The 18251-nt window shown below is 36.5% G+C and carries 18 protein-coding genes and 1 riboswitch; of the genes, 15 read left to right on the forward strand and 3 right to left on the reverse strand.

Translation table 11 applies throughout. The annotated features are described in order from the left end of the window. The first annotated feature begins 55 nt into the window (after nucleotides 1–55). Complete coding sequence (gene fur, locus DVJ99_RS04485) at nucleotides 56–508, forward strand: ferric iron uptake transcriptional regulator (RefSeq protein ID WP_105992735.1); 453 nt, start codon at nucleotides 56–58, stop codon at nucleotides 506–508. 23 nt (nucleotides 509–531) lie between these two features. After that, complete coding sequence (gene xerD / locus DVJ99_RS04490; RefSeq protein WP_114603314.1) at nucleotides 532–1431, forward strand: site-specific tyrosine recombinase XerD; 900 nt, start codon at nucleotides 532–534, stop codon at nucleotides 1429–1431. A gap of 25 nt (nucleotides 1432–1456) precedes the next feature. On the opposite strand, the gene DVJ99_RS04495 is transcribed toward xerD, so the two are convergent. Next, on the reverse strand, nucleotides 1457–1969 hold the full coding sequence (locus DVJ99_RS04495; RefSeq protein WP_114603315.1) for a DUF309 domain-containing protein: 513 nt from the start codon (nucleotides 1967–1969) through the stop codon (nucleotides 1457–1459). Between the two features lie 102 nt (nucleotides 1970–2071). Between DVJ99_RS04495 and DVJ99_RS04500 the strand changes: the two genes are divergently transcribed. The 6 genes from DVJ99_RS04500 to DVJ99_RS04525 all read left to right on the forward strand — a co-directional run bounded on the left by DVJ99_RS04500 (nucleotide 2072) and on the right by DVJ99_RS04525 (nucleotide 7733). After that, nucleotides 2072–2803, forward strand: a complete 732-nt coding sequence (locus tag DVJ99_RS04500) for a segregation and condensation protein A (protein WP_114603316.1) — start codon at nucleotides 2072–2074, stop codon at nucleotides 2801–2803. Continuing rightward, entirely contained in the window at nucleotides 2793–3341 is a 549-nt protein-coding gene (scpB, locus tag DVJ99_RS04505; protein ID WP_105992739.1) for an SMC-Scp complex subunit ScpB, read from the forward strand. Before DVJ99_RS04500 ends, scpB begins: the two co-directional genes overlap by 11 nt. Continuing rightward, nucleotides 3334–4068, forward strand: a complete 735-nt coding sequence (locus DVJ99_RS04510) for a pseudouridine synthase (RefSeq protein ID WP_114603317.1) — start codon at nucleotides 3334–3336, stop codon at nucleotides 4066–4068. The genes scpB and DVJ99_RS04510 overlap by 8 nt, the downstream gene beginning before the upstream one ends. Before the next feature lie 339 nt (nucleotides 4069–4407). After that, a complete protein-coding gene (locus tag DVJ99_RS04515; RefSeq protein WP_114603318.1) occupies nucleotides 4408–5130 on the forward strand; it encodes a response regulator in 723 nt (240 codons plus the stop codon). Then, nucleotides 5114–6868 (forward strand): ATP-binding protein, encoded by a 1755-nt coding sequence (locus tag DVJ99_RS04520; RefSeq protein ID WP_114603319.1) that lies wholly within the window; start codon nucleotides 5114–5116, stop codon nucleotides 6866–6868. The genes DVJ99_RS04515 and DVJ99_RS04520 overlap by 17 nt, the downstream gene beginning before the upstream one ends. A 120-nt stretch (nucleotides 6869–6988) precedes the next feature. Beyond that, nucleotides 6989–7125: riboswitch (FMN riboswitch) on the forward strand. A 59-nt stretch (nucleotides 7126–7184) separates the two neighbouring features. Then, nucleotides 7185–7733 carry an ECF transporter S component gene (locus DVJ99_RS04525; RefSeq protein WP_114603320.1) on the forward strand — a complete coding sequence of 183 codons (549 nt, stop codon included), beginning with the start codon at nucleotides 7185–7187 and terminating at the stop codon, nucleotides 7731–7733. Between the two features lie 128 nt (nucleotides 7734–7861). Here the strand turns inward: DVJ99_RS04525 and DVJ99_RS04530 are convergent, their stop codons facing one another. After that, complete coding sequence (locus tag DVJ99_RS04530) at nucleotides 7862–8110, reverse strand: ferredoxin (RefSeq protein ID WP_105992744.1); 249 nt, start codon at nucleotides 8108–8110, stop codon at nucleotides 7862–7864. Between the two features lie 95 nt (nucleotides 8111–8205). Between DVJ99_RS04530 and DVJ99_RS04535 the strand changes: the two genes are divergently transcribed. The 4 genes from DVJ99_RS04535 (at nucleotide 8206) to ypdA (ending at nucleotide 13473) form a co-directional block, all read left to right on the forward strand. Continuing rightward, complete coding sequence (locus DVJ99_RS04535) at nucleotides 8206–9171, forward strand: helix-turn-helix domain-containing protein (protein ID WP_240430809.1); 966 nt, start codon at nucleotides 8206–8208, stop codon at nucleotides 9169–9171. Continuing rightward, nucleotides 9165–10541, forward strand: a complete 1377-nt coding sequence (locus DVJ99_RS04540; protein WP_114603322.1) for a RecQ family ATP-dependent DNA helicase — start codon at nucleotides 9165–9167, stop codon at nucleotides 10539–10541. The genes DVJ99_RS04535 and DVJ99_RS04540 overlap by 7 nt, the downstream gene beginning before the upstream one ends. A gap of 276 nt (nucleotides 10542–10817) precedes the next feature. After that, entirely contained in the window at nucleotides 10818–12326 is a 1509-nt protein-coding gene (locus DVJ99_RS04545) for a LysM peptidoglycan-binding domain-containing protein (RefSeq protein ID WP_481900531.1), read from the forward strand. 160 nt (nucleotides 12327–12486) lie between these two features. Then, nucleotides 12487–13473, forward strand: coding sequence for a bacillithiol disulfide reductase YpdA (gene ypdA, locus DVJ99_RS04550; RefSeq protein WP_114603324.1), 987 nt, complete (start codon nucleotides 12487–12489; stop codon nucleotides 13471–13473). Nucleotides 13474–13551: 78 nt separating this feature from the next. Here ypdA and DVJ99_RS04555 read toward each other — a convergent pair whose 3' ends face one another. After that, nucleotides 13552–14526 carry an asparaginase gene (locus DVJ99_RS04555; RefSeq protein ID WP_114603325.1) on the reverse strand — a complete coding sequence of 325 codons (975 nt, stop codon included), beginning with the start codon at nucleotides 14524–14526 and terminating at the stop codon, nucleotides 13552–13554. Between the two features lie 78 nt (nucleotides 14527–14604). On the opposite strand from DVJ99_RS04555, the gene cmk reads away from it, so the two are divergent. From cmk to der, 3 genes are all read left to right on the forward strand, one after another. Further along, the gene (cmk, locus tag DVJ99_RS04560) at nucleotides 14605–15270 is read left to right on the forward strand and encodes a (d)CMP kinase (RefSeq protein ID WP_114603326.1); all 666 of its coding nucleotides are present in this window, start codon (nucleotides 14605–14607) and stop codon (nucleotides 15268–15270) included. 305 nt (nucleotides 15271–15575) lie between these two features. Beyond that, the gene (rpsA, locus tag DVJ99_RS04565) at nucleotides 15576–16775 is read left to right on the forward strand and encodes a 30S ribosomal protein S1 (protein ID WP_114603327.1); all 1200 of its coding nucleotides are present in this window, start codon (nucleotides 15576–15578) and stop codon (nucleotides 16773–16775) included. Nucleotides 16776–16923: 148 nt separating this feature from the next. Further along, the gene (der, locus tag DVJ99_RS04570; RefSeq protein WP_105992752.1) at nucleotides 16924–18234 is read left to right on the forward strand and encodes a ribosome biogenesis GTPase Der; all 1311 of its coding nucleotides are present in this window, start codon (nucleotides 16924–16926) and stop codon (nucleotides 18232–18234) included. Nucleotides 18235–18251 lie beyond the last annotated feature (17 nt).

The raw sequence follows: 18251 nt of genomic DNA on the forward strand, positions 1-18251 counted from the left end.
AGTCATTGTTTTACTTTAAAATGATTATAATTATTAGTAGAGGAGTGAGGCTTCCGTGGAAGAACGTTTAAAACGCGTGAAGCAGCAGTTACAAAAATCATCTTATAAATTAACTCCGCAACGTGAAGCAACATTAAGAGTTCTGATTGAAAATGAGGAAGATCATTTAAGTGCTGAAGATGTATATTTGAAAGTAAAAGATAAAGCACCTGAAATCGGATTAGCAACGGTTTACAGAACTTTAGAACTTTTAGCTGAACTGAAAATTGTTGATAAGATTAATTTCGGTGATGGTGTTTCACGCTTTGATTTGAAAAAAGAGGGAGAAAAACACTTTCACCATCATCTTGTTTGTATGGAATGCGGTAAGGTAGAGGAAATCGTTGAAGATTTATTACCGAAAGTCGAAGAGCGTGTTGAATCTGAATTCCAATTTAAAATTTTGGATCATCGTCTTACATTCCATGGCATTTGCCGAGAATGCCAGCAAAAGAAGAAAAATAGCTAGGTTAAGATAGAAGGTGGACTGTATTGGAAACGAATTTTGATAATATCATTGAAGAATATTTAAAGTTCATCCAAATTGAGAAAGGTTTAAGCGCAAATACGATAGGTGCCTATCGCCGCGACTTAAACAAATATAAAACTTACCTGGAGTTGAAAAAAGTCAGCAATATCGACTTTATTGATAGGGAAACCATTCAACAGTGTTTAGGCTACTTGCATGATGATGGACATTCAGCAAAATCGATTGCCCGTTTCATCTCTACTGTACGCAGTTTCCATCAATTTGCTTTAAGGGAACGTTATGCAGCAAAAGATCCTACTGTCTTGATTGAAACTCCTAAATATGAACGCCGCTTGCCGGATGTATTAGATGTGGATGATGTCCTTGCATTGCTTGAAACACCGAACTTAAGCAAAAACAACGGTTATCGGGACAGAACCATACTTGAATTGCTGTATGCGACAGGTATGCGTGTCACTGAATTAATCCATGTCAGAGTCGAGGATGTCAATTTAATCATGGGCTTCGTCAGAGTCTTTGGTAAAGGCAGCAAAGAACGCATTATACCATTAGGAGAAACAGTGATAGATTATTTAAAAACATATATCGAAACGGTTCGGCCTCAGTTATTAAAACAAACAGTAACGGATATACTCTTTTTAAATATGCACGGCAAACCGCTTTCGAGACAAGGTATATGGAAACTGATTAAGCAATATGGTGTGCAAGCTAATATCACTAAAAAGTTAACACCGCACTCATTGCGTCATTCATTCGCGACGCATTTGCTAGAAAACGGCGCGGATTTAAGAGCAGTACAAGAGATGTTAGGACATTCTGACATTTCTACTACGCAATTGTATACACATGTTTCTAAATCGCAAATCAGAAAAATGTATAATGAATTTCATCCGCGTGCATGAACCGAAAACAGATTTTGGTTCATGCTTATTTTTTGTCTTTCAGCTGTTTTAGTTTCAAAGCTTCTAATCGCGCATTTTCAACTTCATGTCTGTCGCGCAATAAGTGATGATCGCATATATAAGGCAGCGTACTCACTTGCTTCATCATAGTATAATCTGGATAGACTGCTTGGATTGCTTCTGTGAATGCATGAAGCACAGGCAGTTCCATAGGTTCAAACGGTAATTGCCGTTGTGCTGCTTGTGCATAATCTTTTAGCAAACGCATATAATCACTGCCCTTTAAACCGAGGTCTGATAATACATAACGATTTAAATACGCAACACGATATGCGCGTTGAAAGAGTGTATGTGCGCCTTTATAATTTGCACGTCTATAGTGGTAGCAACCTGTTGCACATAAAATCAAGCTCACCACAGCATCTGTTTTTGAATAATGGTTTTGTGCTTTCCATGCTTCTTCTAAAATATCGTGGCATAGAAAATAGTGCTGCTTAGTATGAAATTGATAATAAAAGTCGATGAGTGCATGTTTCATCTTTTTTGCGCTCCTTGTTTCTCGTTTAATTATTGAAATGAATCATGTATAATATTGTACTGAATGACATACGCGACTTGCAATTAAAGGAGATACTGCTGAATGTACGAAGTTAAATTAGATGCTTTTAACGGGCCGCTTGATTTGCTGCTGCACTTAATTCATAAATATGAAATCGATATTTATGATATTCCGATGAAATCATTAACAGAACAATACATGAATTATATTCATGCAATGAAAGAGTTAGAAATCAATATTGCGAGCGAGTATCTTGTTGTCGCATCTGAGCTGTTAATGATCAAAAGCAAAATGCTGCTGCCGCAACAACCGGATTTATCTGACGAAGCAATAGATGACCCGCGTGAAGAATTAGTAGGGCGTCTGATTGAATACCAAAACTATAAAGAATACACAACATTTCTGAATGAAATGAAAACACAGCGCGAGCAATATTATAGTAAGCATCCTACAGATTTAAGCCATTTAGAATCAACAGAATTATGGGATGAAAACAATACTATTGATTTAACAGAACTGATTATGGCTTATCAACGCATTAAAACAAGAGCTTCTTTCAATACACCTAGACAAGTCACTATCCAAAAGGAAAATTTTACGATTGAACAAGCAACGATGCAAGTATCTGAAAAATTATCACATGCCGCTTCTTTCAACTTTTTCAGTTTGTTTACATTCAATGAAACAACAGAGCATGTGGTCACGCATTTCCTCGCCATTTTAGAATTGTCTAAATCAGGTATCATTCAAATCAAACAAGAAAAGGATTTCTCAGATATTAATATTACGCGAGGTGTAAATTATGGCGCTTAAGCAAAACGGAATATTGGAAGGATTATTGTATACTGCAGGTGATGAAGGCCTGGAATCAAAACAATTACAAGAAATCCTGGACGTCTCAGAAGAAACATTAGAAACGCTAGTGGCTTCCTATGAATCACCAGGGCTGATGATTCATCAATATGGGTCTACTTATGTTCTGACAACCAAACAAGAAATTTCAAGCTATATTGAACAGTTAGTAAAACAGCAGTCGAAAATGAAGTTGTCTCAAGCAGCTATGGAAGTTTTATCTATTATCGCTTATAACCAGCCTGTAACGCGAAACGACATTGAAATCATCAGAGGTATCAACTCTGACGGCGCTGCAAAAACACTTATTGCACGAGGCTTAGTAGAAGCGAAAGACGAAGAGAGTTCAAGAAGCCAGCAGCTTTATACTACACCGTTATTTTTAAATGTATTCGGCATGAAAAATATCGATGAATTACCTACGACAGAAGAAGAAGAGGAAGAAATCGAATCATTCTTCAATAATTTAATTAACCAAAAAGGAGATAATAATGAGTAACGAATTAGAGAGATTACAAAAGCGTATTGCAAATAGCGGCTATACGTCTAGAAGAAAAGCAGAGACATTAATCGTTGAAGGAAAGGTGCAAGTCAACGGAGAAACTGTGACGGAATTAGGTACCAAAGTCAAACCTTCAGACAGTGTAGAAGTAGAAGGGGTTAAATTAGAACAAGAAGATAAACTTTATATTTTATTCTATAAACCTGCACAAGTAATCACAAGCGTTTCAGATGATCGCGGAAGAAAGGTAGTCACGGATTACTTCGAAGATTTAGAAACGCGTATCTATCCGGTAGGGCGATTGGACTATGATACTTCAGGTTTGCTGATACTGACGAATGACGGAGAATTTACAAACTTGATGACACATCCGCGCTACAAAATCAAAAAGAAATATGTCGCTAAATTAAAAGGCTATTTAATGCGCGATGAAGTGAAACAATTAGAAAAAGGTATCCAATTAGAAGACGGCAAAACACATCCGGCAGAAGTAAAAATCAAGAACCAAAACAAAGAAAAGAATACTACATTGGTTGAGATTACAATTTCAGAAGGCCGTAACCGACAAGTCCGCCGTATGTTTGAACATTTCGGCTATGAAGTAACGAAATTAACGAGAATCGAACTTGGCGGATTAACATTGAAAGGCTTGAATGCTGGAGAAGGCAGAGTACTTACGCCGCATGAAGTGAAAAAATTACGTAATTTAGCCGCAAATGGCTAGAATACAAGCATAAATCAAAAAAGTTTGTGAAATTATGCACGTATTATGTTAATCTATTTTTATTCCCAAGGTTACAATTAACTTGTTGATATATGCTTATGTTATAATATGCCTTGAAGTGAAAAAAATCATCTATTAATAGTGTTTCTTTATTTAAAACAAAACTATAAGACGATGATGAATGGAGTATATCCAGTAAATCAAATAGGAGTAAGCGCACTGTAAGGCAGTTGGAATTAACCAGACAGAATTTCCGTTTGTTTTATAACTTGTGCTTTAGTATTGATTTGCTTGTATAACTCATTTTAATTGGATTTTTTTATGGGAGGTACAATATCTATGACAAAAATTCTTGTCGTTGATGACGAAGAAAGAATTCGAAGACTGTTAAAATTGTATTTAGAACGAGAATCTTTTAATATCGAAGAAGCTCGAGACGGCAAAGAGGCTTTGGACTTAGCCTTGAATAATGATTATGCTTGTATCTTGTTAGACTTGATGCTTCCCGAAATCGATGGAATTGAAGTTGCGAACCGCTTAAGAGAGTACAAAGAAACGCCAATCATTATGCTGACTGCAAAAGGCGAAGAAACGAACCGTGTTGAAGGTTTCGAGTCTGGTGCAGATGATTATATCGTTAAACCATTCTCTCCAAGAGAAGTTGTTTTGAGAGTTAAAGCACTTTTAAGACGTACATTGACAGCAACATCAGATCAAAACGAACCGCATGCAAGAGATTTAATAGAGTTTAAACATTTGGTGATTGATAATGATGCACACCGTGTCCTTGCAGACGGAACACAAGTCAACTTGACACCAAAAGAATACGAACTCTTGATTTTCTTAGCTAAAACACCGAATAAAGTATTCGATCGCGAACAATTATTAAAAGACGTCTGGCATTACGAGTTCTATGGGGACTTGCGTACTGTAGATACTCACGTCAAACGCCTCAGAGAAAAATTAAACCGTGTCTCATCAGATGCTGCGCATATGATACAAACTGTATGGGGCGTAGGTTATAAATTCGAGGTTAATACCGACGATGAAACGACTCAATAATGTCGTAATTAAACTGTGGTTAACTATTATCTTAATAGTAACGACAGTTTTAATTTTACTCAGTGCTGCTTTAATAACATTTATTCAGCAATATTATACGCAAGATACTGAACAATCTTTAGTAAATGATGCGCATCGTATCAGTAATTTATTAGAAGAATCTGATAATAAATCACTCGCAATCAAACATAGCAAAACACTGATAGAAGGCCCGAGCGGGTTGATTATCATGAAAAATAAACATGATGAATATTATAATTCGCATTCTAAACTTAAAGATAAAATGATGGATGTTATTAAAAAAGACAGTGGTTTGAATCATGTATTCAGCGAACATAAAAAAGCTTCAAAACATATAGAACTAAAAGTTAACGGCAAAAAACATACTTACGTTTTAGTGGGGTACCCTGCGAAAATTGATGAAAACAATCAAAGCGGCGGTGTGTTTATCTACCAAGATCTAAAAAGCATTGATGATACCAACAATGTGATTACGATTATTATTTTAGTAACAGCTGTAATTTTCTTAATCATCACAACGGTATTCGCATTCTTTTTATCATCTCGTATTACTAAGCCGCTGCGTCAGCTCAGAACACAAGCCACTGGCGTATCACAAGGCAACTATTCATTAGTCAATACAATTAATACGAAAGATGAAATCGGCGAACTTGCCCATTCATTCAACTTGATGAGCAGTGAAATTCAACGTCATATCAACGAAATTTCAGCTTCGAAAAATATAAGAGAAAGTCTCATCAATTCTATGGTCGAAGGTGTACTTGCAATTAATGAAGATAGAAAAATTATTCTATCCAACCAGTTAGCTGAGCAGATGGAAAAAGATCTAGAAGGAGAAAACAAAGCTGCCTTCATCGATCAAATCAATCAAACCTTTGAAGAAAAAGAAAACCAATTCAGAGAGTATGAAGTGAATAACCGTTATTACGTGGTCATAATGAGTTATATTGATCAGTTCCAGCCTAACGGAAGCAGCGGTATTGTCGCAATCATTCGAGACATGACCAATGAACATCAGCTCGACCAAATGAAAAAAGACTTTATTGCGACAGTATCCCATGAATTAAGAACACCGATTGCGTTATTGCAAGGCTATACAGAATCGATTGTCGATGGCGTCGTTTCTGAACCTGAAGAAATCAAAGAATCACTTTCGATTGTGTTAGATGAAACACAGCGTTTAAACAGATTAGTCAACGAATTGTTAAATGTTGCCAGAATGGATGCTGAAGGATTGTCTGTGCATAAGGAAGTTCAACCGATCAGCCAATTATTAGAACGCATGCATTTAAAATACCGTCAGCAAGCTGAAGAATTAGACATTGCAATTGAATTGGCACCAAATACCAATCATCAGTTATGGTATTATGACGAAGATCGTATGGAACAAGTACTGACTAACCTTGTAGACAATGCGACACGTTATACAGCACCAGGAGATTCTATTACCATCACTACAGACGAAGATGAAGACTATGATATCTTGTATATTGAAGATACCGGCAGCGGTATTGCGCCAGAGCATGTTGAATTAGTCTTTGATCGCTTTTATAAAGTAGATGTATCAAGAAAACGCGGTAAAGAGGGAACAGGCTTAGGCTTATTCATCAGCCGCATGATTGTGGAAGCACAAGATGGTACCATCAGTCTTACAAGCGAATTGGGCAAAGGTACTACATTTATCATCAAATTGCCGAAACCGCCTAAAACACAATAGACAGCTTAAACCTTGGAGATTCCTCCAAGGTTTTTGTTTGCTTATCCTTAGTTAAGCAATCAGATTGAAATCATGAGATAAATCGGATACAATAAATAGGAAAAATAAAATATAAATGAAATTCATCTTCGGGGTCGGGTGAAAGTCCCAACCGGCAGTAAATAAAGCCTGCGACCTGTATTTATCTCTGTGATAAATATGGCTGATCTAGTGAGATTCTAGAGCCGACAGTATAGTCTGGATGGGAGAAGATGGAGGGTTTATTTGTTGTGCAATAAAATCCTCCTATTCACGTAGATGAATGGAAGGAGTCCTTATGAATCAACAAAAGAACAAACGTTTCATCGTTATCAGTATGTTGAGTGCAGTTGCTTTTATTTTGATGTTTATCAAATTTCCATTACCGTTTCTGCCTCCATACCTCACATTAGATTTTAGTGATGTACCTGCATTATTAGCAACATTTATTTTCGGTCCGGTAGCCGGAATTATTGTAGAACTTATCAAGAACTTATTGAACTTCTTATTCAATATGGGCGATCCGATAGGTCCTGTTGCAAACTTTGCGGCGGCAGTGAGTTTATTACTCGTTGCGTATTATGTAAGCAAAGCAGTGAAAAGCCGATACAGTATTATCATCGGACTTTGTGCTGGTATTGTCGCAATGACGATTGTATTAAGTATTTTAAATTATTTTGTTTTATTACCGTTATACGGAATGATTATGAATTTAGGCGATGTTGTAAAGAACTTAAAAATCATCATCGTTTCAGGTATTATTCCATTTAACATCATCAAGGGTATTGCGGTATCAGTGATATTCCTGCTGTTGTTCAAACGATTAAAAAATGCCTTAAGATATTAATTGATATATTAAAGCCCCCGGGAAACATTTTCCCCGGGGGTATTTTCATAATGTTGAACACTTAACAAGTCTTCAACTTTCAATCTATTTTTAGCGAAGATTACCAAACTGGTAAAACGATTGAAAATTTATTCGAATTTTAAAGCATCACCATCAAATGGTTCATCTGCAATTTTAATAGAGTCTGTAGGGCAACCTTCGTCTGCGTCTTCTAAATCCTCATAAAGTTCTTCAGGAACCGGTGTAGTTCCTTCATTATCGTCTAAGATGACATATGCAATACCTTCGTCATCATAGTCGTAAATATCAGGTGCCGCTGCACCGCATGCGCCGCACGCAATACATGTATCCATATCTACAATCGTATATTTAGCCAATTTACTTCGCCTCCTTCTTTAAAAATGCTACACTGATAGGGTAATTTATATTTTAACACCAGTTTATCTTTTTTCAATACTATAGGTCATAGGTGATGATTGATTTGAAAGAAATAATTCAATACATAAAAAATCATACATTCCATTATAAAACACATAAAAGTATCTACAATATACTCATTGGTGCTAAAACACATCAAACATATTTTGATGCGTGTAGCCAACAACTTTTATCATTATATCATAGTCAGCCAGATTTAAAATATACATCATTCGAACGAATCTTTGATGAAATAGATACATCTGATACCAAAATTCCTTTGAAAATATCTACACGCTATACGTTTGATAGTATTCAAAATACTTTCCAAGTGCTGCAATTACTGATTCAAACCATTTCATTCAAACATCATCACACACTTGAATTTATACCCGTTTCTCAAGTCAGTAAAGTTCAAGATCTAGCAAAATCATTATTTTATAAAATTCAGCACCAAACATTGGATGATCAATTCAAAAATGAAGTATACCTGCTGTTTGATCTGCTTAATCAAACACAAACACAATCTGTACTGCATTATTTCTTGCAAGGCTATGACGAAATAATGTACACCAATCAGCAAGTCAGTTTAATCGAAGACATTAATATGTCTGACTTAGCAATCATCAAAATGAATGACCTCGTAGAAATGATGCATTTGTTAGAAGATACATCGACTTTTCCGTTATTGTCTCAAATGATTATACTGCCTTCACTCTCATTAAATACAAAAGATACCTTTAAACTTGTACAATCCGGATTGACCTTTGATAAGATTGCACAAAAAGAAGGAGTAAAAGTCAATACGATAGAAGACCACATATTAGAACTTTATATCAAAGGTTATTTATCGGATTACGCTGCTTACTTAGAAGAGGATCAATTTCAAGCTTTCCAATCTTTCTTTAAACAACATAGCGATGAACGCTTGCGTACGTTTAAAGCTGAGTTTCCGAAAATGAGTTATTTTGAAATCAAATTAGCGATAGTCTTAATCGCCAGGAGGGAAAAGACGTGTTAAATAAAGCCTTGAAACAATGGTTCGGATTTGATGCTTTTAAAGAAGGACAACAAGCAATTATTCAAAATGTACTGGACCATAAAAATACGTTAGGTATTTTGCCTACAGGCAGCGGTAAAAGTTTATGCTACCAATTGCCGACGTATATTAAGCAACAACCGACTTTAATTATTTCACCTTTAATCTCTCTTATGGATGATCAAGTCATGCAGATGAGAAAAAATGGAGAGCGTTCAGTCAGTTATATCCATTCAGGGATGAGTTTTGAAGAAAAGCAGAAAAACTTAAAGCGTTTGAAGCATTCTAAGTTCATCTTTTTGAGTCCCGAATTTATACTCCATCAAGATAATATCAAATGGATTACTTCCATCAATCTAGGTATGATTGTTTTAGATGAAGCACATTGTATTACTGAGTGGGGTTATGATTTCAGACCGCATTATGCATTGATTGGTGAAATTACAAAACGTTTCAAGAAAGCAACAGTCTTAGCACTGACAGCAACTGCACCTTTGCATTTAAAAGAAGATATTGAATCCATTGTGCAATCTGAGTTTGATGTCGTAAAAACAAAGATGAGCAGAGACAATATTATGTTGTCGCATATCAATTTTGATAATGATGCACAAAAAAATGAATGGCTGAAAGCCGCAATACAAACAACCGGTCCGACTATTATTTACGTATCTTCTAAGAAAAAATGCCGAGAACTTGCACAGATGATTTACGATGAAGGCTATTTAACGGGTATCTATCATGGCGATTTATCATATCAAGAACGTCAAACTGTCCAGCAGCAATTCATACAAAATAAAATTCCGATTATTGTAGCGACAAGCGCATTCGGTATGGGGATAAATAAACCAGATATTCGCACTATCATTCATTATCATCTGCCTGTCAGTCCTTCAAGTTACATTCAAGAAATCGGCAGGGCAGGTCGTGATGGACAACTCAGCCAAGCTATCAGTCTGTATCAGCCTGATGATTATTTCTTGTTAGAAACGATATTGTTTGCGGATGTAATTACAGATGACGATGTTGCTGCAATGTTTGCAGGTGTTGAGTTACCGCCTGAAAAGCAGCAAATCATTAAAATTTTAGCTTCTCGCTATAACCAAGAAGAAATACAAGCAATTTTCAAAGTGTCCGCAAATCGCAAACAAGAGGGATTGCTTAAGATGATGGGGTATAAAAACTTAAAGACATGCCGACGTAATTACCTTATGTCTTATTTCGGGGAATCCGTATCTGAAATTGAACATTGCTGCGATAATGATCAAACAGTTGAATCCATCCATGTTCCGAATAAAAAGAAAGTCGCGAGAAAAATGGATTATTTAGAAAAACTCAATCAAATCTTCATATAAATTTAAACTTTAAATTTCATTTACATGTTAGTGTGAAGAAATAGTAGGTTCTACCTTGATTTAGGGTATTGTTTGACAATTATCTCGCAAACCTACATTCTAAGCATTATATTTATATTTTCTTATGTATATCAGTGTCTCATACAAGTATAAATTGCTTTGCTAAGTATGTATTGCAAGTTATAATTAGGTTGTAAGGTGTGTTTTTTGCCCTTCTTATTTGGGGTATGAATACTACATATGTAAAATTAATATTTTTTTAATAAAGAAAGGATGATGGCGTTGTCAAATAACAATTTTAAAGATGATTTTGAGCGCAACCGTCAATCAATTGATCCTAAACCATCACATAAAAACTCTGATCATTTAGACAAGTCAATTGACGAAGAAGCAAATCATCAAGAAGAAAACTTAAAAGAAAAGCAGGAACAACATTTCCCGCCAAGAAATGCACACAGAAGACGTCAAAGACGTCGTTCAACAGCAACGCATCAACGTGAAGAACGTCAGGATACAAACAAAGACCTACATAAAGAAGAGGAAAAAGCACAAGCTGATTCTAAACAAAATGGGCAAGGTCATGTGTCCGAAACAGTAAAAACTAATAAAAACAATAAGAAAAAAGCAGGCGGTGCGGCGGCTGGCAGTGTCGGCGGCGGTATAATCGGTAAGAAATTACAGCAAAACCACGATAAGAAAGAAACAAAAGCTGACGAACCGGTAAAAAATGAGGAACATCAACACCAAGAACCTCAAAAAGATAAACCATCTCAAGACAATTCCGGTAAAAAAGCGGCGGCTGCTGGGGCTGCTGGTGTTGCGGGCGGTGCAGCTGCTGGTAAAGCTGCTCAAAGCCATTCTGATAAAAAAGAAAACGACAGAAAAGAACGCCAAGATGCTGAACGCTCTGATGCTAAAGACCATGATAAGAAAGATAATTCTGGTAAAAAAGCGGCAGCTGCTGGGGCTGCTGGTGTTGTTGGCGGTGCTGCAGCAGGTAAGGCTGCTCAAAAACACTCTGATAAAAAAGAATCTGAAAAGCACAAAGATCAAAAAGATAATAAAGGCAATACTGGCAAGAAAGCAGCGGTGGCTGGTGCTGCTGGTGCAGCCGGAGGTGCCGCAGCAAGCAAATCAGCGCAAGCTGGTTCAGGTAATGGCGGCGGTACTGGCAACGGCAACGGCGCAAATAACGGTCACAATGAACAGCCTAAGAAAAAGGGCGGTGGCATGAAGAAATTACTGCCATTGTTGTTAGGTCTCTTGCTATTAGCCGCAATTGCTATCTTCGGCGGTATGGCACTGACTAATCAAGGCAGCGACAAAGCTCAAGATGATCAAAAAGTAGCACAACAATCAAACAAAGATAAAGACAAAGCAAAAGACAGCGATAAAGATAAAGCAGCAGCAGACAAAGATAAAAACAAAAAAGAGGAAGACAAAGCAAATAGTTCAGATGATAGTGCAACGTCAGATTCAGATGGTTCTGATGCACAAGACCAAAGTGCCTATGATGCACAAAACCAACAAAATGCTGGACAAGGTCAATATGATCAAAACAATCAATATAACCAAAACGGCCAAGCACAAAATCAACAAGCACAACAACAGCAGCAAAACCAAGGCGGTCAAACACATACCGTATATGGTAAAGAAAACTTATACCGAATTGCGATTCGCTATTACGGTGAAGGTACACCAGAAAATGTTGAAAAAATCAAACGTGCTAATGGCTTAAACAGCAACAATATCTCTAATGGACAACAACTTGTGATTCCTCAATAACAAATATGACCTCACTGCAGAAATTTTGTTTGCGGTGAGGTTTTTCTATGCCGCTTTATAAAACACTTTATTCATTGAATATAAGGAAAACAGCTTAATTCCTTTTAATATTCTGTATGACTGATATAATATTAGAGGTGTGAAAAAGGAGGACAAAACTATGCAAACTGTAGAAAGTATAATCATTGGCGGCGGGCCGTGCGGTTTAAGTGCAGCAATTGAACAAAAGAAAAAAGGGATTGAAACATTGGTTATTGAAAAAGGCAACGTAGTTGAATCAATTTACAATTATCCTACGCATCAAACCTTTTTCTCTTCTAGTGATAAATTAAGTATCGGAGATGTACCTTTTATTGTAGAAGAGTACAAACCAAGAAGAAATCAAGCATTGGTTTATTACAGAGAAGTTGTGAAATACCATCAGCTTGATGTGCACGCATTTGAAGAGGTCCTCAAGGTTAAAAAAATGGGTAAACGCTTTTTAATTACTACAACTAAAGATACGTATCAATGCCGTTTCTTAACAGTAGCAACAGGCTATTACGGTCAACATAACGAATTGGAAGTTGAAGGTGCGAAATTACCTAAAGTATTCCATTACTTTAAGGAAGCACATCCATATTTCGATCAAAACGTAGTAATTATCGGAGGCAAAAACTCAGCTGTGGACGCTGCACTAGAATTAGAAAAAGCTGGCGCTCATGTAACAGTGCTTTATCGCGGTGCAGATTATTCAGGCGCAATCAAACCTTGGATTTTGCCGAACTTTGAATCATTAGTACGTCATGAAAAAATCGATATGCACTTCAATGCAAATGTCACTAAAATCGATGAAGATAGCGTAACGTTCGAAAAAGAAGGCGAAACATATACACTTCCTAATGATTACGTCTTTGCGATGATTGGTTATCATCCGGACTATGATTTCTTGCAAACGATCGGTATTGATATTAATACCAATGAATTTGGTACAGCACCTGTTTATGATAAAGAAACATACGAAACAAATGTCGAAAATTGTTATATCGCAGGAGTAATTGCGGCGGGTAACGATGCCAATACAATTTTCATTGAAAACGGCAAGTTCCACGGCGGTATTATTGCACAAAACATCATTGCTAAAAAACAAACACCTTTAGAATCTTAAAATATAATTATCATTCAACTATAAAAACCGAGATGTGATTTTACGCATCTCGGTTTCATTATAATTGTTTTTATTATTTTAAACTTGTGCATCAAAATAAGTTTTCAATGCTTCTTTATCAAAGTCATTACTCATCGCAACTAACAATTTCAAACGTGCTTTTTGTCCGTTCAAGCCGTTAGAAAAAATGACGCCGCGTTGTGCTAAATCATAACCTCCGCCATCATATGCATAAATAGGACCTACGATACCATTGAAAGATCTTGATACTAAGATCACTGGTATACCTTTATCTAAGCAAGCCATTAAACCATCTAATGTAGTAGGCGGCAAGTTGCCTTGGCCTAAAGCTTCTACGACAATACCATCAACATTTTTTTCGCTGTAAAAATAGAAAATGTCGCTTGGCATATCCATATATGCCTTAATGATAGGAACATTCAATTTCGGATTAACTTTTTCTAAGATTTGATGATGGTACGGCTTATGATGGAATTGAACACTTGTTTTCGTTAAGACACCTAATGGACCATGGTTCGGACTTTGGAACGTATTGGTATTGGAAGTGTGTGTCTTAGTCACGTTGCGCGCTGTATGGATTTCATCATTAAATACAACCATGACACCTTTGTCTGCTGAATCATCTGAAGCTGCTGTACGCAGTGCAGAAATAAAATTATATAAACCGTCAGATCCAATTTCATTAGAGGAGCGCATCGCACCTGTAATTGCGATAGGTTTATTTGTTTGTGTAACGAGATCTAATAAATACGCAGTTTCTTCTAACGTATCTGTACCATGCGTAATAACAAAACCATCATACTCATTGTTGCGGCTTGCTTCTTCAATAATATCTCTTAATTTCACCACATCCGCTATCGTTACATGCGGTGAAGGCAAGTTAATCGGATTAATTTCCGTTACATCGGCATAACGTGAAATTACGTCATGATGTTTGGAAATCGGATTTTGTTCATTTGTTACTACTTTGTTGCTTTCGTCTTCAGACATACTGATGGTACCACCGGTATGCATAACCAGAATCTTTTTCAATGTCATCGCTCCTATCTCTATAATACGTTTTTATGATAAAATAAAAGTGAAAAAACGACAAGGGAAGGTTTTCTAAATATGAGTTTAATAAATATAGCTATTGATGGTCCAGCAGCTGCTGGCAAGAGTACGATTGCACGAAAGGTAGCTGAAAGCCATTCTATGATTTATGTAGATACAGGTGCTATGTATCGTGCAATTACCTATAAATATTTACAAGAGGGTAAACCAGAGGACTTTCAATCTCTTATTGAAGATATAACTTTAAAATTGGTTTATGACGATGACAAAGGTCAACGTGTATTATTAAATGATAATGATATCACAGACTATTTACGTTCAAATGATGTTACACAAAATGTATCTTATGTGGCATCTAAAGAACCTGTAAGAACATTTGCTGTAGAAGTCCAACAACAATTAGCTGCGGAAAAAGGCATTGTTATGGATGGACGCGATATTGGTACAGTTGTCTTGCCGGATGCTGATTTAAAAGTCTATATGATTGCTTCTGTAGATGAGCGTGCTGAACGCAGACAAAAAGAAAATGAAGAAAGCGGAATTCCTTCCTCATTAGATCAACTTAAAAAAGAAATAAAAGCACGCGACGATTACGATATGGCACGTGAAATCTCACCATTGCGCAAAGCAGAAGATGCTATTACTGTAAACACAACCGGAAAATCTATCGAAGAAGTTGCTGATGTAATCAATCAATTGATTGAAGATGTCAAAAATAAATAATCATCTCTATCTAAGTGCTTTGTTATTCGTTTGTAAATTATATTAACTCAATTATAAGAATTCATTATTAAACAATGACAGTTGAAACAGAATAAAACTATTGTGTCATGCTGTGAATAATAAATGAATTTTTGTGGTATATATCATAATGAGAATAAATATGTACATTTGTACATAAGCGATAATGTTTCATTAACTGCAGGGGAATGAGAAATTACCCATTTAGTTAATAGAGGTGAATTTCTTGACAATTCTGTCAGTTTGTAAGATGTTATAATTATGTAGTGTACAAGGAGGCATACAAGATGACTGAAGAATTCAATGAATCAATGATTAATGAAATTAAAGAAGGAGATAAAATCTCTGGACAAGTCCAAAAAGTCGAAGATAAACAAGTGATTGTTGATGTCGACGGTGGCAAATTTAGCGGTATTGTACCGATTAGTCAATTATCTACGCATCATATTGACAGCCCAAGCGAGGTTGTTAAAGAGGGAGATGCTGTAGAAGCTTATGTGACTAAGGTAGAAAATGACGAAGAAAATGAAACAGGTGCTTATATCCTTTCAATTCGTCAATTAGAGCAAGAGAAGTCTTATGAATATTTAAGAGAGAAACAAGAAAATAATGAAATTATTGAAGCTAAAGTAACTGAAGTCGTTAAAGGCGGCTTAGTTGTAGATGTAGGACAAAGAGGGTTTGTTCCAGCTTCGTTAATTTCTACTGATTTCATTGAAGACTTTTCAAGTTTTGATGGACAAGTACTTGAACTGCGTGTTGAAGAACTTGATCCTGAAAATAACCGCGTCATCCTTAGCCGAAAAGCAGTAGAACAAGAACGTAATGAAGCTAAAAAAGCAGAATTGCTTGCTTCACTTAATGAAGGCGATGTAATTGAAGGTACAATTGCACGTTTAACTAACTTCGGTGCTTTCGTAGATATCGGCGGTGTTGATGGATTAGTTCACGTTTCTGAACTTTCACACGAACACGTTGATAAACCTGAAGACGTAGTATCTGTTGGACAAAAAGTTAACGTTAAAGTTAAATCTGTAGAACAAGATTCAGAAAGAATCTCACTTTCTATTAAAGATACGTTACCAAGTCCATTCGAAAGCATTAAAGGCGAAATCCATGCGGATTCAGTAATTGAAGGCCGTGTAGTAAGATTAACTGACTTTGGTGCATTCGTTGAAATCGCTGCTGGCGTACAAGGACTTGTTCACATTTCAGAAATCAGTCGCAAACACATTGCAACACCTAGCGAAGTACTTGAACCTAACCAAACGGTTACAGTTAAAGTATTGAGCGTCGATGAAGAAAACGAAAGAATCTCACTTTCAATCAAAGCAGCTGTTCCAGAAGAGGAAGTACTGCAAATCGACGATAACGAAACAGAAGAAAATGTTGAAAATACGACTTCAAATCATAATGATGATGAAGACAACGATAACCCAACATTAGGTGAAATGTTCGGCGACAAATTAAAAAATCTTAAATTTTAATAAGTAATGTTTAAGCCAGCCAAGGCTGCAGTAGGTGATAATATGCTCACGTATTGCTGCCTTGGCTTTTTTATTTCTAAATATCTTTTGCTTTAAATCGGCCATGTGATAAAATTAATTAGATATATTAAAGAGAGGAAGTTAGCTTATGACTAAACCTGTTATTGCGATTGTAGGTCGACCGAACGTCGGTAAATCTACAATATTCAATAGAATCGTCGGCGAACGTGTATCAATCGTTGAAGATACACCCGGCGTAACAAGAGACCGCATTTATTCAAGCGGCGAATGGTTAACGCATGACTTCAACATCATCGATACTGGTGGTATTGAATTATCTGACGCACCATTCCAAACACAAATCAGAGCACAAGCTGAAGTCGCAATTGATGAAGCTGACGTTATCATTTTCATGGTGAACCAAAGGGAAGGTTTAACGCAAACGGATGAAATGATAGCACAAATGCTGTATAAAACAAATAAACCAGTAGTATTAGCAGTCAACAAAGTAGATAATCCTGAAATGAGAGCAGATATCTACGACTTTTATGCACTAGGGTTTGGAGAACCTTTCCCGATTTCTGGTTCTCACGGACTTGGTTTAGGGGATTTATTAGACGAAGTCGCAAAACACTTTAAAGAAGAAGGGGAAGACCCATACGACGAAGATACAATCCGTTTATCTTTAATCGGACGTCCTAATGTCGGAAAATCCAGTCTCGTTAATGCCATATTAGGAGAAGACCGTGTCATTGTTTCTAATATTGCAGGCACGACACGTGATGCGATTGACACTGAATATTCATATGAAGATCAAGATTATGTATTGATTGATACAGCTGGTATGCGTAAAAAAGGGAAAGTGTATGAATCAACAGAGAAATACTCTGTTTTACGTGCTTTAAAGGCGATTGAACGCTCAAATGTAGTACTTGTAGTATTAGATGCTGAAGAAGGCATCATCGAGCAAGATAAGCGTGTGGCAGGCTATGCTCACGAAGAAGGGAAAGCCATCGTTATTGTTGTCAACAAATGGGATACATTAGAAAAAGACAGCAAAACTATGAAAAAATTCCAAGACGAAGTTCGCAAAAACTTCCAATTCTTAGATTATGCACCGATTGCTTTCGTTTCTGCCAAAGAGAAACAACGCTTGCGCACATTGTTCCCATTAATCAATGAAGCCAGCCAAAACCATAAGAAACGTGTACAAAGTTCAACATTGAACGAAGTCATTACAGACGCAATTTCAATGAACCCGACACCTACAGACAAAGGGCGCAGATTAAAAGTATTCTATGCAACACAAGTTGCGATCGAGCCGCCGACATTTGTTGTATTTGTTAATGATGAAGAGTTGATGCACTTCTCTTATAAACGTTATTTAGAAAACCAAATCAGAGATGCATTCGGATTCGAAGGTACTCCGATTAAAATAATTCCAAGAAAGAGAAATTAGAATTGAAAGGATGAATG

This window comes from Staphylococcus sp. EZ-P03 (genome assembly GCF_003344575.1).
Taxonomy (GTDB): domain Bacteria; phylum Bacillota; class Bacilli; order Staphylococcales; family Staphylococcaceae; genus Staphylococcus; species Staphylococcus simulans_B.